The following is a 12,804-nucleotide window of genomic DNA, read 5'->3' as shown; positions in this document are numbered from 1 at the left end:
CCTAACCAGGGACAAGCCCGCGAACGGCCGGCCAAGTACCTAGGCCTTACGCGATGGCGCCTGCCACGCATTCCACCAGTTCGCCGCAGCCAAGGCGACTTCGTCCCAGAGTGCCGTTGGCAGATCTGGCACCGCAAGCCTCACGACGTGGCGTTCGCGTCTCCCATCGTAGCTCCATTCGGCGGCGCCGAAGTCGAAGCCAAAACTCCCTGCGTGTCGCAGCGGCAGACCGGCCTTGGCCAAGTCCTGGCTTAACTCCGCAGCTACCTCCTTTGCGTGCCGTTCATCCAGCGCTCTCAAGGGAGCAAGCGTGACATATAATCCGTGAGCGAAATGAAGTTCTGCAGCGGCGCAAGCAAGCTCCGAGGCAAAGCAACGCACTGTACGCCTGCTGTTGCGCAAGATAGCCGCAATACGCTTATTAGTCAGACGTCGATAAGCCCGACTGCCCGCATAAGGCGGAAAGTGTGCAGGCAGCGCCGCGCCTCCGAATAGTCTAACGGCAATGCGCGTCTCCCCAATCAGGCTCCGCAGCGAGAAGTGCCGCGCGACGCCCGCCGGACCGCCGCCAAGAAACGCGACAGATCCAAGCCGGCCATATTCCAGTCCGAGAGAGTCCAGCTTGGTGTGACTGCGAACAAGGACGACAGGAATCTGATGACGTCGCGTCCAGTCAATCACCCGACGGATGCGCCCCGAACCGCTCGAGAAGCAGGTCGTGTCAAAGATCACCAAATCCAGATCGGGCTTCGCGCACCGTAGCGTCGCTGCAAAGTCGTCGGCCGCCGCGCAGGAATCGAGGAGCAGCATTTGGGGTCGCCGAGCCCGCAACACCGTTGCACCGAGCGGCTTATCCAATACCCGGGGCGTCAAGTGCCGGACATGAAGGTCAATGAGCTCGACCGTTTCGCTATAAGATCCGGGCAAGAGCAGCAATTCAGCTTCACCCACGACGCGGGCGGAGGCCAGCAGCAGGGCCGATATCGCCGCCATGCCGGATGAGGTATAAATGCACGCGTCAACTTCGAAATCTTCGAGTTGGTAGAACGACGGACCAGTGACCTCGAGATCAGCACGCTGATAGTCGTAGCTGAATTCAAACGGTCCGGACCGCCGCCGGGCTGGCTGGGCCCAGGCCGTTTCAGTCAGCGCCCAATCGTGAAGGTCGTGCTCTGCCTTTAGCGCCGCAGCGAGGTGGAATTTGCGTTCAATCACTTCGGCGACGGATTCAGGCCGACGAATGGTCATTGGGTTTTTAAGGGAGCCGTTCAACAGCTCGAATTCTTCGCGCTTCCTGTCGAGATATCGCTCAAGCGTTTCCATCATCGATTCCCAACCGTCCACGAAGATAACGCGGACAGTCGGATTCGGCTCCTACACCGGAAAGGCGGGGTTCGACGCCGCAAATCAGCGTCCGCCGTCGGTCGTGAGTTCGAATGCCTTGAGCTCGAATTTGTTTTCGACGATTCGCAACAGATCCAGTGGCACTTCCTCCTGTTCGGGCTGCTTCCACGCGACGCCGCCCTTCAGGATCGTGCCGCCCCCCGATAAAGCCTACGCCGGTCAAAATTCCTAGCGGCAGCCGCATGAGATCCATGACGGAAGACGGCTCGGAAGTCTTACCGGCCAACGGCAGCAGGATATTGGCCTGGATCATGGCAACGGACGCAGCGAGACACACCAGGATGGGTCGTCCTGAACCCCGCCGCATGCCCGCGCGCCTCGGTTGAGGCCTATGATGCCACCGGCGAACATGGTCAACGCTAGCCGTATGGCAATGTCCGCCGGCGTTCGATACATCGGCATGTCCATCGCACGTCCCCAATCCAGTCCATCTCAGAACCAGTCAGAAATGCCGCTTTCTCATGTTCGCAACCGTCCGCGCGTCTTCCTCTAGATGCTGATGAGCGCGATACCGAGATCGCTGCGTTTCTTGCGACGAAGGTGCAGCGCAGTCTCGATGATCGTCACCTCCAGCGTCGGCTGTACTGCTCCCGACAGGAAATGACCGCCACGGAGCGTACCATCCTTCAGGCCGAGGACTGCGTGCAGATGCAAACTGGCCTTGCCGTCATCACCTTGCGCCACATCACCGAGCAGGCTCAGAACCTCGCATTGCTCTTTCACTTCGATCGGCTTGTATGCTTTTGCAGCGAAATCAAACCAGCCGACCTTGGCTCCCGAGAAGGCACCAATTGCTGATACGGAAGCGCCCGCGATCCGCTCGCGATCTGCGAATTCCGTGATGGATTCAAAAGCCTCTTCGCCTTGATCGAGAATCAGGACGAAAGTCCGCTCTGCGCCGTCATTGATCGACTTCGATTTCATCGGACAATCCCGCGCCTTGGTTTGGTCGCCGGGTTATCACGAGTCTCGCCTTCTGTCCGGTCGCCAACGTCAGCGGCCTCACATCCTTCGGCCCGCCGATGCTCCTCCTTGCCCTCTTCCACCAGCTCGTTGTCGCCGACCATTTGCCCGATGATCCGCTTGGTCCGCGCCTTGGCCTTCTCTTGCAATCGCGTCATAGGGTCCTCCATGATCCGCGAAACCAACGAACCGGACCGTGGAAGTTTCCATCGTCAGTTTTCCGGGACCGTCGGTCCTTGAGCGCGGTGGATTGCCGCCCTGCGCTGGTGCGGCAACGATAGGAACCTCCTGCGGCACGCCGTATTGAGGACAAAAGCCCGCTGGGGCGAACCATGACGAGCGAAACGCGAGAGAGAGGCAACTTGATCGGGAGTGACAAGGCGAAGGTACGACCGTTTTATGGCTCAGATAGACAGAGGATCCGCACGATCGGGCGCATCATGATCGACAAGATCAGCAGCAAGGTATCGTACGCTGCGCTCGGCTTCCGCACCGCGAAGCGTCAGCGACCATTACGGCGTCCTGTTCACCTGACGGGCTTCGACCGCGTTTTTTCAGAAGCCCAGAACTGATGGGTCGGGAATGTTGGATCAGACGCGCAGGAAATCGGCGGCTCTCTATCGAATGGTGACGCCCGAGCACATCTGCCCTTTCGGCCTCAAATCGCTGGACCTCTTGCAGCGCCAGGGGTTTGATGTCGAAGACCATCAGCTCAAGAGCCGGGCCGAGACGAACGCCTTCATGGCAAACCATCGCGTCGAAACGACGCCGCAAACGTTCATCACCGGGACTCGCAGTGGAGACTACGACGACCTTCGGCGGTATTTCCACAAACCGATCGCCCCTCCAAACGCGGCCAGCTATCAACCCGTCATAGCGGTCTTCGCAACGGCGCTGGCCATGGCGCTGGCGGCAACGTGGGCAGCCAGTGGAACGTTGATGACGCTACGCGCCCCGGAATGGTTCGTGGCATTCAGCATGTGCATCCTGGCGATCCTGAAGCTTCGGGATCTGGAAACCTTTTCGAACATGTTCCTTGGCTACGATCTTCTGGCCCAAAGAAACGTGCGTTATGCTTATGTCTATCCATTCGGCGAAGCCATTGCCGGCGTACTCATGATTGCCGGCGGCCCGTTGAGGTGGGTCGCTATACCGATCGCGATCGTCATCGGCGGAATAGGAGCCACCTCCGTCTTCAAGGCCGTTTATCTCGATCACCGCGAGCTCAAATGCGCATGCGTCGGAGGCGACAGCAAGGTTCCACTCGGATTCATTTCGCTGACGGAAAATTTGATGATGGTCGTCATGGGCATGTGGATGGCGATCCGCTAGGGCTGAGCTGCCGCGTAAGGATCAGGATCATCAGCGCGAGAACGGCCGCGCCTGCCAATCCAGCCACGAAGATCGCTTTCCTTGCCAGTGTCTTGAGGATGGTCTCTCCACCCCTCGCCCTTTCCGCGGGGGCGAAGGTGTCTGAGCGGAACCTTCACGAACCATATAACTCGCCAGACCACCTTCGTTCCTCCGCGCCCAATCTCGTTGTCGCTTGCTGTTCGCTCGGGGTGGAAATCACACGACGGTGCATTGATGGCCATCCGGCGATGTTCGCATCCGCCGAAGCCAACACGAACGGCGTAAAAACGGGCCGGCCAGATGCACTCAGACTGCTCGGCAATCGAGGCCGGCCTTGGCCGCTATCTTTGCGGTTCTCACCGCCATCAAGCCGCGCTGCGCTGCGTGTGCCGGCCTTCCTTGACCTCCTCGACTATCTTGACGCAAAACGCCTCGAGATCACCGGGATTGCGAGAGGTGATGACGCCTTGGTCGACGACTACCTCGGCATCCTCCCACTTCGCGCCGGCATTCGCGACGTCGGTCTTGATCGATTTGAACGAGGTCATCTTGCGGCCCTTCGCGATTCCTGTCTCGATCAGAAGCCAAGGGGCGTGGCAGACCGCCGCGACGACTTTCTTGGCATCGAAGATGTCCTTGATGAACTTCAGCGCCTTCGGTTCGACCCGCAGGAGATCCGGATTGATCTGGCCGCCGGGCAACACGATCGCGTCGTAATCGTTGGCCGAAGCCTCGTCGAGCGTCTTGTCGACCTTCACCGGTTGGCCCCAATCCTTCTTGTCCCAGCCCTTGATCTCGCCAGCGGTGATCGAGACGACATGGACCGTCGCACCGGCCTTCTTCAGCCGTTCCTGAGGCACCTCAAGCTCGGCCTGTTCGAAGCCGTTCGTTGCGAGAATGGCGATCTTTTTTCCAGTCAGATCCATCGGTCCACTCCTTCGTTTGAGCTTCGTCCAACAATCGATCGCCTCGGACTTCGTTCCTGAGAAGCCTCGCCCTGACGAGTTAGGACCCAATGGACGCGAAGAGGGTTGTCCGACGGGCAGATGCAGGAGCGTCTCAGATGTCCGAAAGAGTGTCTCAGATGTCCGAAAGGTTCCATGGCAAGGTCATCATCGTCACAGGGGCGGCTTCCGGCATCGGAGAAGCCACGGCACGTCGCTTCGTGGCTGAGGGCGCCAAAGTGGCCATGGTTGACCGCAACAAAGATCTCCTTGAGAAAGTCGCCAAGAGCCTGCCCGTCGACCAGACCATGGCTCATGGCGCCGACGTATCGAATTCGAAGGCGGTTGACCGTATGGTCGCCGCAGTCCTCGAGCGCTTCGGACGTTTGGACGTTATCGTGAACAACGCCGGCGTCCATGAAGGCGGCGATGTGGCGGCGATCACCGACGACAAGTGGCGAAACGTCATGGCGATCGACGTCGATGGCGTATTTTACGGCTGCCGCGCAGCGCTACCCCATCTTGAGAAGACAAATGGCTCTCGGTTTCAGGGACCGGCGGCGACTGGGGCATGAGCCCCTACAACGCGGCCAAGGGGGCGGTCGTGAATCTTACGCGAGCTCTTGCGCTCGACTTCGGCAAGAACGGCGTCCGCGTGAACGCGGTTTGTCCGAGCCTCACGCGCACTGGAATGACCGAAGACATGATGGATGACAAAGAACTACTCGCGAAGTTCGCCGAGCGGATCCCGTTGGGGCGCGTCTGCGAGCCGAAGGAAGTCGCCGCAGTCATCGCCTTCCTCGCCAGTGAAGACGCGAGCTTCATGACCGGGGCCAATGCGGCGGTTGATGGTGGCGTGTCCGCCTCCAACGGGCAGCCGCCGCAGGAATAGCGCCTCGACGGACCGCTGTAGAGCGAGCATGGAACAAACCTGCTGATTCGTGCCTTAGTTTTTTTTGGAGGACCGAAATGGCACGTGCAGCATGGAAACGACCCGCCTCGCCCATCGGCAAGAAGGGGCCGCGCAAGGCAAGCCCCTCATATAAGCGGCGCTCGCGTCAGCCGTGGTCGACGGCTGATGTCAGAATGTTGAGACAGCTCGCGAAGGGCAATACGCCCACGGGAGTGATGAGCATCAAGCTTCAACGCCCGATCACGGCGATTCGCAGCAAGGCTCAGCGCGAAGGTATTTCGTTGAAGCCGATCAATCGCTCTCCTTATAACCGGCGCGCGACGAAGACAGGCGCAAGGAAACGCCGCTGACGGTTTGAGCCCGGTCTCTCAGCGAGGCCGGGCTCGTCGATGTCTCGTTCGTCCTCTTTGCGCATCGGGTCGTAGCGCGCACTCTTCAGGAAGCTGGGATGATGCCCACCGGGTTTGAGTGCCGCTTTTCGAGCGCATTGCAATTACCCACGGAAGCGCTTCGCCGGCTCGGCACAATCCGGCTTTGTTACGGATTCCAGCCGCCGCTCCCATAGGGACGCGTGATAATTTCGAGCAGGTGCCCGTTCAGCTCCTCGAAATAGAGACCGCGCCCGCCGTCGTGATTGTTGATTTTGCCTGCTGTTTGCCGACCGGGATCGGCCCAATAGGCCAGGTTCCGCTGGCAAATTCGCTCGAGTATCGCGTCGAACTCGGCGTCGCCAACCAGAAATGCGTAGTGCTGATGCGCAATCTCGCCTTTCGAGTCCATGTAATCGAGATTGGCGCCGTTGTCGGTCGTCACCATGTAGAACGGCCCCCAACGCCGCGGCGCCGGCAATCCCAGCATCTCGGCGAGGTAGTCAGCCGAGGCCTTGCTGTCGCGAGCCGCCAGAATCGTGTGATTGAAATCGATTGTCATGATGGCATCTCCCACAACAGAGAACACGACCTGCCGAGTTCGCACCTCGATGCGACCGGATCAGATCCTCACAGCCCGATCGGGCATTTTCCCTCTCGTCAAATGAGAGCGATCGACACCCGTTCCAATGCCTGCGGCATTTGAGCGGCGCCAGGATTCCGCTGGCGTCACCTGGCCCGCCGGAACAACAGGAACTTGCTTCGGCCTCCGTCGTTGGGCGGCGACTTGCCCCACCTCGCCCAGCAACGGAAGTTCTCCCATGCGTTGGTTTTCAAAGGCACAAGCCACGTTGTCACTCCGGACAATCGCATTTGCCGTAACGTTCAGCATGACTATGGCGGCGTGCGAAGCGGCGTACGCCGAGGGACCGGAGCCGATCTCCGGCGACGAACCATCATCTCTCGCCTTGCGCAGCGGCCTGCCCGCCGATTTCGATCGGCAATTCACGCATGCTTATATCGAGGCCAATGGCGTGCGCTTGCACTATGTCGTCGGCGGTCCCGCCAGCGGCGAAATGATCGTCCTCCTGCATGGCTGGCCGCAAACCTGGTATACTTGGCGGCATGTCATGCCGGCGTTGGCGGCGGCCGGATTTCGCGTGGTCGCGGTGGACTATCGCGGCGCGGGCGATTCGGACAAGCCGCAAGGTGGTTATGACAAGGCGACCATGGCCGCCGATATCCGCAGCATGGTTCATCAATTCGGCCGCGATCGGATTGATCTGGTTGGCCGCGACATCGGCGCGATGGTCGCCTACGCCTATGCGGCTCAATGGCCCGTCGAGATCAGCAAGCTCGCGCTGCTCGACGTGCCCTTGCCCGGCACCCATGTTTGGGACGAGGCGCTCGCCAAGCAGGACCCGCAGATCTGGCATTTCGGTCTGAATCAGCAGCGCGACGTCGCGGAGATGCTCGTTGTCGGTCGCGAGCACGCCTATGTTTCAGACTTCTACAAGAAGCGGCTCGCAGCGCCGGTCGCCGATGAAGATGTTGCCGTATACGCGCGCGCCTACACTGCTCCCGGCGGTCTCAGGGCCGGGTTCGAACTCTACCGTGCCTTTCCTGAGGACGAGCAGCGCTTCAAGACATTCATGAGCAGAAAGCTGTCGATGCCGGTTCTGGCGCTGGCGGGCGAGAAGAGCAATTGTTGGACGGAAACCGCGATGGCGAAGGAGGTCGCGCAGGACGTGCATGGCGGTGTTGCGCCGAAGACAGGACACTGGTTGCCCGATGAAAATCCCGACTATCTTTCACGGCAACTTCTCGCCTTTTTGCGCGATCAGGGCAGCGGCGAGCGCCTGGGAGCACAGACGGACCAGCATGATTGATCTCGAACCGTCATATTGAAATAGGGAGGAGCGCGCGATGACCAGGGTCGTTGAGACCACGCGGATTACCGAAAGGCCGGATGCGCTTTGGACGGATATCGGCAGGTTCGGCGCCGTCGGGCAATGGCACCCATTATTGTCCAAGGTCGAGAGTGAGGGCGAACGTGCAGGTGCTCTCCGCACGGCCGAAGGCACGGACGGAGGTCGACAGATCGAGCGTTTGCTCGAGGCTGCGCCGGCACGGCATTCTTACCGCTACCGAATGGAAAAGACGGCCATGCCGGTTCGCGACTACACCGCCGAATTGCGGGTGAACGATAACCACGACGGCTCCAGCACCGTCGTATGGTCGGCGGAATTCGAGCCAACGTCGGACGAGGCAAGGACGGTCGAGAATGTCAGAAATTTTTTGAAGGCGGGTCTCGACAACATTGCGAAGCTGCACGGCCGGCGACAGCCTGGTCCTCCCACATCCGGGCGCGTGCCGGAGCCCGAGCAGCTCGTTTGCCGAACCAACGAGCTGGACATTGCCTATGAGAGGGCGGGGCCGGTCGACGGCCGACCGCTGGTTCTTGTGCATGGCTGGCCGGACGACGTTCGATGCTGGGACAAGACGATCGCGAGGCTCGGCGGGCACAAGTTCTGTATCTACGCACCCTACCTTCGTGGATCGGGGCCGACCCGATTCCTGCACGACTCCATCATGCGCAGCGGCGCAATTGCGGCCCTCACGCTCGACCTGTCGCAATTCCTGGACGCGTTGAATCTGAACGACGTCGTGCTCGCCGGCTATGACTGGGGAGCACGTGCCGCATACGGAGTGGCCGCGCTGTTTCCGCAAAGACTGGCCGCTCTTGTGACCGCGGCGGCAGGTTACGCAACCGCCATTCCGCCGCGCGACATGCCGTACGAGCTTGCGAAGTCTTATTGGTACGAATGGTATGTTGCGACGTCGCAAGGCGAGAAGGCCTACCACGACGACCGCAGAAGGCTTTGCCGCTATCTTTGGGAAACCTGGTCACCCGGGTGGCCAGGCCGAGACTCCGAGTTTGAAGCCATGGCAGGCTCGCTCGACAATCCCGACTGGGCTGCGATCAGCATCCATGCCTATCGCCAACGCTGGCACGACGCGCCGGGCGCAGGCGCGCACGAAGACGTCGAGCGCCGTCTGGCCGAGCCGCCCGCAATAGGTGTGCCGACCATCATGCTTCAGGGCGCCGATGACCGCGATAATCTGCCAGTCACCTCCGATTACAAGGAGCGATATTTCAAGAACCGCTACGAGCGTCGCGTGCTCACGGGCGTCGGCCACTTCGTACCGCGTGAAGCACCAGATGCTTTCGCAGCCGCGATCCTGAGCATGTGCGGCTTTGCAGCGTGAACGGGACTCGTGCGTCTCGTGCCAAAGAGGAAAACCTGGTCGGCGGACCTTGGGCGAGGCATCCGGAATTGCCGGCTGTGAAGCGCCTCACCTCACCCGATCGAGATCACGGAGAAGGTCCTGCAGGATCTCTTGTGCGATCTGCTCCGGCGTCGGCTGAGGGCGAAAAATGCTGAGGATGCGTTTGATCATGACACCGAAACGCCGAAGCAGCCTGCCGGTTCCTGGATGCAGGATTGCGTTATCCTGTGTGGCCAGGGTCAACGTTCTTCGGCATTTTCTTCTCTCGTTGCGGCGTCATTTTGGTCGGACTTTCCCTGCCCGGCACGCCGCGGGGTCCGAGTTGCTCGCGCTGGATGTCCTCTTCGGAGAGTTCTGGCTCGCGGCCATTGATTGGATCTTTAGCCACGCACCCACTCCTCAAGTTCGACCATGTTCGTATCGGCCGCGAACGATCTGGTCAGCCGCCATCTTTTGGGCCTCACTGCCGACTGAAGGTTGTTGTCGATCCGCCCGGAGAGCCGCAGATAATTCCACGCTATCTCCCAGGCATTGGGCTGTGTTCTCATCAAGCCAGATAAATATCGGCGCGGGCTGCATGTTCCTAGAGATCAAATCCTCTCTCGGCAAACACCGGGCGTATCGCAGGAGGGGCAATTCATTTTTTGGGAACGCTGGGGCGCCATGATCGTTCCTCGTAACTCATGAGAGGTACGCCATGACAAAAAAATAGCGAAGGCCAAGGAGTTGTTCTGGACGAGAAGGGCCAGGAACAGCCCAAGGAGAAAAACCGCGCTCAAACCTCTCCGAAGACCGAGCCGGGTCATATGCCGCCGCACGAGATACGAAAACCTCGACGCGAATAAGGGGAGAGACGAATGAAGTCGATTATTGCTTGCGCCGCCTTTGTCTTGGTCTTGGGCGGGGTCGCCTGCGCCCAAGATACCGGTCCCGCTCCTCAAACCGGCATGGAAAAGCCAGCCATGACCAACGGCGCAAAGGAAGATGGCAAGATGGACACGACGGGCATGAGCGCCGCCAAGGGGAATGTGAAGCGAGAGCGCGACGGCGCACCAGCCAAGCCCGACGTGAAGAAGTGAGATCGGGAAAAAGCCACGCCCGATGTGACCGCCCGGGGCGTCGCTCCCCGTTCACCATTATCGCCTTCCGCCACACGGTTTTCCCGGAACGAACGAAGGCCCCATTGTTGCGTTAGGTCGTGGGGCGTCCGTACGGCGTGGCGATTCTTTCTTCCGGCCAAACAAGGTTGGCTGCTCTATGCGTGCTCGCGGTGAGCGCCACAGGTTTCGTCGCGTACGCCTGGCATTCCCCGATAAATCCCATCCAACCGCCGACGGCGCAGGCGTTCGATCGACGGCAGATCAAGCGAGGAGCTGACCTCGCCGCAATCGGTAACTGCAATGTGTGCCACACCGCGCCGGAAGGCCGGACCTTTGCGGGCGGACAGCCCGTCCCTACGCCCTTCGGCACGATCTATTCGACGAACATAACGCCAGATCGCGATACCGGTATCGGTCGCTGGTCAGAGCGAGCCTTCATTCGCGTTATGCGAGAGGGGATCGATCGTGGAGGGCGTCGCCTCTACCCCGCCTTCCCCTATGATCATTTTACGCTCGTGAGCGACGACGACCGGGCGCTTTACGCCTTCCTCATGACGCGGGAGCCGATCAGCGCAGCAACCTCACCGCCGGGGCTGGCGTTTCCCCTGAATATCCGGCTGATGGTCGCCGGCTGGAAGCTCCCTGTTCTTCCGCCCCCGGCCCTATAGGCCCGATCCCAACCAAAGCGCTGCATGGAACCGCGGCGTTTATCTCGCAGAGGGGTTGGCGCGTTGCGGCGCCTGCCACACGCCGCGTAACTGGCTTGGCACCGAGACCCCGGCCCTACCAGATGCACGGCTCAATTGGACCGTCCTGCGCCGTCGCGCATTTCGATGCGGGCACGATGCGGGTCTGGTCCTACACGCAGGGCGTCTATCCCGACCGGAAAGCATTGAGCGAATTGCTTGGCCTCCCGCCGGAGCAGGTCCACCTCGTACATCCGCAGGGATCAGGTTGCTATAGCCACAATGGTGCGGACGTTGCCGCGGCCGATGCCGCTCTGCTGGCGCGTGCTGTCCCTGGTCAGCCGGTTCGCCTGCAATGGACGCGCGAGCAGGAGCATATGTTCGAGCCTTATGGCCCGGCGATGATCGGAAAGGTGCAAGCAGGATTGGATGCCGATGGACGCGTGACGGGTTGGCACTACGAGGTCTGGAGTAACACGCACTCGACCAGGCCAGGCCCGGCTTCAAGGGGCTTTTGGGGTAGGCCGGGGCCGCTCCGCCAGCTTGAGCGAGCTGGCAAATATCAAGCAGCGCCCTGTGCGCGAGGTCCTAAGGCGCGCGGATTGCAACCATAGATTCCTAGTCGCCATCGTCCAAACATGAGAACCTTACCCATATTTGCGTTTCGGAGGGAATCCCGATGCGCCTTGCATTGCCTTATCTTGGAATTTGTCTCTGCGCATCCGTCGCGGCGTGGTTATCCTTCACGCTGATCTATTGACGGAGCAGATCCTCGCCGAGCGTGAGTAGCCGCACGTAGGTGCCGCTCTCATGCAGTTCGAGCCAGCCTTGATCGACCGCATGCTTGATGCCTGCGCCGAACTCCGATCCGCTGGCCGTTGATGCCGCGCTCAATATCGAACAGTGCATCGATGCGCTTGACCGCCTCCAGGGCGATCGGCGAGATCGCCGCAGCGTTCTTGTCTCGTCTCGCATTGGCGGCGATGTCCGCCAGCTCAAAAAACTGCCGCCTGACGTGAGCCCAACAGAGTGCGGGCGTGACCGGTCCCTGCGCGCGCGAGGCGTCATACAGTTCGTTGTAGCCGCTATAGGCGTCGGCCTGCAGGATGCCGGAGAAACTTTGGAGATGCTGAGTGGGATGCTCCCGCCGTCGGTCGCGCGAGGCGTAATAGAGCGCACCCGGCGGCGCCCGGCCGCCGAATGGTCGGTCGTCACGGACATAGGTCCAGATGTGTCCTTTGACCGTCTGGCCCTTGGCCAGGATCGGCACCGTGGTGTCATCGCCGTGCAGCCGCTGGGCGCAGAGGACGTGACGCTCGATCAGCCGATAAAGCGGCTGCAGGGCCGCCGCACAGGCACCGACCTGGTCGGCCAGTGTCGACAGGCTCAGATCGATGCCTTCCCGCGCATAGCGCTCGCTCTGCCGGTTCAAGGGTTGATGTTAGCCGAACTTCTCGAACAGGATCATGGCCAAGAGGTTGGGGCCGGCAAGGCCGCGCGGCGTCACATGGAAGGGCGCCGGCGGCTGGGTGATCGTCTCACAGTTCCGGCAGGAGAACCTCTCACGCACGGTCTGGATCACCTTCCACTGCCGCGGAATGACCTCCAGCGTCTCGGTAATATCTTCGCCCAGCTTCGAGAGCTTCGATGACCCGCAGCAGGGACAGCTCTCCGGCGCCAGGATCACTAGACGACCGATTCCATGAAACCTGCGCGGTGGAGCGGGTTGAATTGGTGGAACGGACGGGTTGTTGGCGGATTCCTCGTTTGCGGTCGGCGAAA

At 60.7% G+C, this 12,804-nt stretch carries 16 protein-coding genes and 2 pseudogenes; 10 read left to right on the top strand and 8 right to left on the bottom strand.

The annotated features are described in order from the left end of the window. Nucleotides 1-39 precede the first annotated feature (39 nt). The 4 genes and pseudogenes from ABID58_RS30150 to ABID58_RS30135 all read right to left on the bottom strand — a co-directional run bounded on the left by ABID58_RS30150 (nt 40) and on the right by ABID58_RS30135 (nt 2,525). The gene (locus tag ABID58_RS30150) at nt 40-1,326 is read right to left on the bottom strand and encodes a hypothetical protein (RefSeq protein WP_354036474.1); all 1,287 of its coding nucleotides are present in this window, start codon (nt 1,324-1,326) and stop codon (nt 40-42) included. 214 nt (nt 1,327-1,540) lie between these two features. Further along, nucleotides 1,541-1,812: pseudogene (locus ABID58_RS30145) on the bottom strand (MgtC/SapB family protein); the annotation flags it as partial. An 81-nt stretch (nt 1,813-1,893) separates the two neighbouring features. After that, nucleotides 1,894-2,328, bottom strand: coding sequence for a PPC domain-containing DNA-binding protein (locus tag ABID58_RS30140; protein ID WP_148752512.1), 435 nt, complete (start codon nt 2,326-2,328; stop codon nt 1,894-1,896). After that, nucleotides 2,325-2,525, bottom strand: coding sequence for a hypothetical protein (locus ABID58_RS30135; RefSeq protein WP_354036473.1), 201 nt, complete (start codon nt 2,523-2,525; stop codon nt 2,325-2,327). The genes ABID58_RS30140 and ABID58_RS30135 overlap by 4 nt, the downstream gene beginning before the upstream one ends. A gap of 282 nt (nt 2,526-2,807) precedes the next feature. Here ABID58_RS30135 and ABID58_RS30130 point away from each other — a divergent pair, with 282 nt between their 5' ends. Together ABID58_RS30130 and ABID58_RS30125 are read left to right on the top strand one after the other, a co-directional pair. After that, nucleotides 2,808-2,939 (top strand): hypothetical protein, encoded by a 132-nt coding sequence (locus ABID58_RS30130; RefSeq protein WP_354036472.1) that lies wholly within the window; start codon nt 2,808-2,810, stop codon nt 2,937-2,939. Nucleotides 2,940-2,949: 10 nt separating this feature from the next. Then, a complete protein-coding gene (locus ABID58_RS30125) occupies nt 2,950-3,699 on the top strand; it encodes a MauE/DoxX family redox-associated membrane protein (protein WP_354036471.1) in 750 nt (249 codons plus the stop codon). A 386-nt stretch (nt 3,700-4,085) separates the two neighbouring features. On the opposite strand, the gene ABID58_RS30120 is transcribed toward ABID58_RS30125, so the two are convergent. Further along, on the bottom strand, nt 4,086-4,646 hold the full coding sequence (locus ABID58_RS30120) for a type 1 glutamine amidotransferase domain-containing protein (RefSeq protein WP_354036470.1): 561 nt from the start codon (nt 4,644-4,646) through the stop codon (nt 4,086-4,088). Nucleotides 4,647-4,804: 158 nt separating this feature from the next. Here ABID58_RS30120 and ABID58_RS30115 point away from each other — a divergent pair, with 158 nt between their 5' ends. From ABID58_RS30115 to ABID58_RS30105, 3 genes are all read left to right on the top strand, one after another. Next, a complete protein-coding gene (locus ABID58_RS30115) occupies nt 4,805-5,239 on the top strand; it encodes an SDR family NAD(P)-dependent oxidoreductase (RefSeq protein ID WP_354036469.1) in 435 nt (144 codons plus the stop codon). Next, the gene (locus tag ABID58_RS30110) at nt 5,236-5,556 is read left to right on the top strand and encodes an SDR family NAD(P)-dependent oxidoreductase (protein ID WP_354036468.1); all 321 of its coding nucleotides are present in this window, start codon (nt 5,236-5,238) and stop codon (nt 5,554-5,556) included. Before ABID58_RS30115 ends, ABID58_RS30110 begins: the two co-directional genes overlap by 4 nt. 77 nt (nt 5,557-5,633) lie before the next feature. Beyond that, nucleotides 5,634-5,927: a hypothetical protein gene (locus ABID58_RS30105; protein WP_148752518.1), complete on the top strand. Its 294-nt coding sequence runs from the start codon at nt 5,634-5,636 to the stop codon at nt 5,925-5,927. Between the two features lie 187 nt (nt 5,928-6,114). Here the strand turns inward: ABID58_RS30105 and ABID58_RS30100 are convergent, their stop codons facing one another. Continuing rightward, entirely contained in the window at nt 6,115-6,507 is a 393-nt protein-coding gene (locus tag ABID58_RS30100; RefSeq protein ID WP_354036467.1) for a VOC family protein, read from the bottom strand. Nucleotides 6,508-6,835: 328 nt separating this feature from the next. Here ABID58_RS30100 and ABID58_RS30095 point away from each other — a divergent pair, with 328 nt between their 5' ends. Next, nucleotides 6,836-7,834: an alpha/beta fold hydrolase gene (locus tag ABID58_RS30095; RefSeq protein WP_354036466.1), complete on the top strand. Its 999-nt coding sequence runs from the start codon at nt 6,836-6,838 to the stop codon at nt 7,832-7,834. A 37-nt stretch (nt 7,835-7,871) separates the two neighbouring features. Then, nucleotides 7,872-9,215: an alpha/beta fold hydrolase gene (locus tag ABID58_RS30090; RefSeq protein ID WP_354036465.1), complete on the top strand. Its 1,344-nt coding sequence runs from the start codon at nt 7,872-7,874 to the stop codon at nt 9,213-9,215. 241 nt (nt 9,216-9,456) lie between these two features. Here the strand turns inward: ABID58_RS30090 and ABID58_RS30085 are convergent, their stop codons facing one another. Then, entirely contained in the window at nt 9,457-9,624 is a 168-nt protein-coding gene (locus tag ABID58_RS30085; protein WP_354036463.1) for a hypothetical protein, read from the bottom strand. A 469-nt stretch (nt 9,625-10,093) separates the two neighbouring features. Between ABID58_RS30085 and ABID58_RS30080 the strand changes: the two genes are divergently transcribed. From ABID58_RS30080 to ABID58_RS30070, 3 genes are all read left to right on the top strand, one after another. Further along, nucleotides 10,094-10,315 carry a hypothetical protein gene (locus ABID58_RS30080; protein WP_354036462.1) on the top strand — a complete coding sequence of 74 codons (222 nt, stop codon included), beginning with the start codon at nt 10,094-10,096 and terminating at the stop codon, nt 10,313-10,315. Between the two features lie 137 nt (nt 10,316-10,452). Further along, complete coding sequence (locus tag ABID58_RS30075; protein ID WP_502916440.1) at nt 10,453-11,004, top strand: hypothetical protein; 552 nt, start codon at nt 10,453-10,455, stop codon at nt 11,002-11,004. 122 nt (nt 11,005-11,126) lie between these two features. Beyond that, nucleotides 11,127-11,636 (top strand): molybdopterin cofactor-binding domain-containing protein, encoded by a 510-nt coding sequence (locus ABID58_RS30070; protein WP_502916439.1) that lies wholly within the window; start codon nt 11,127-11,129, stop codon nt 11,634-11,636. Nucleotides 11,637-11,875: 239 nt separating this feature from the next. On the opposite strand, the pseudogene tnpC reads toward ABID58_RS30070, so the two are convergent. Further along, nucleotides 11,876-12,715: pseudogene (tnpC, locus tag ABID58_RS30065) on the bottom strand (IS66 family transposase); the annotation flags it as partial. Nucleotides 12,716-12,804 lie beyond the last annotated feature (89 nt).

The sequence above is a fragment of the Bradyrhizobium sp. S3.2.6 genome, assembly GCF_040546885.1.
Taxonomy (GTDB): Bacteria; Pseudomonadota; Alphaproteobacteria; order Rhizobiales; family Xanthobacteraceae; genus Bradyrhizobium; species Bradyrhizobium cytisi.
This window is presented reverse-complemented; position numbering and strand designations above follow the sequence as displayed.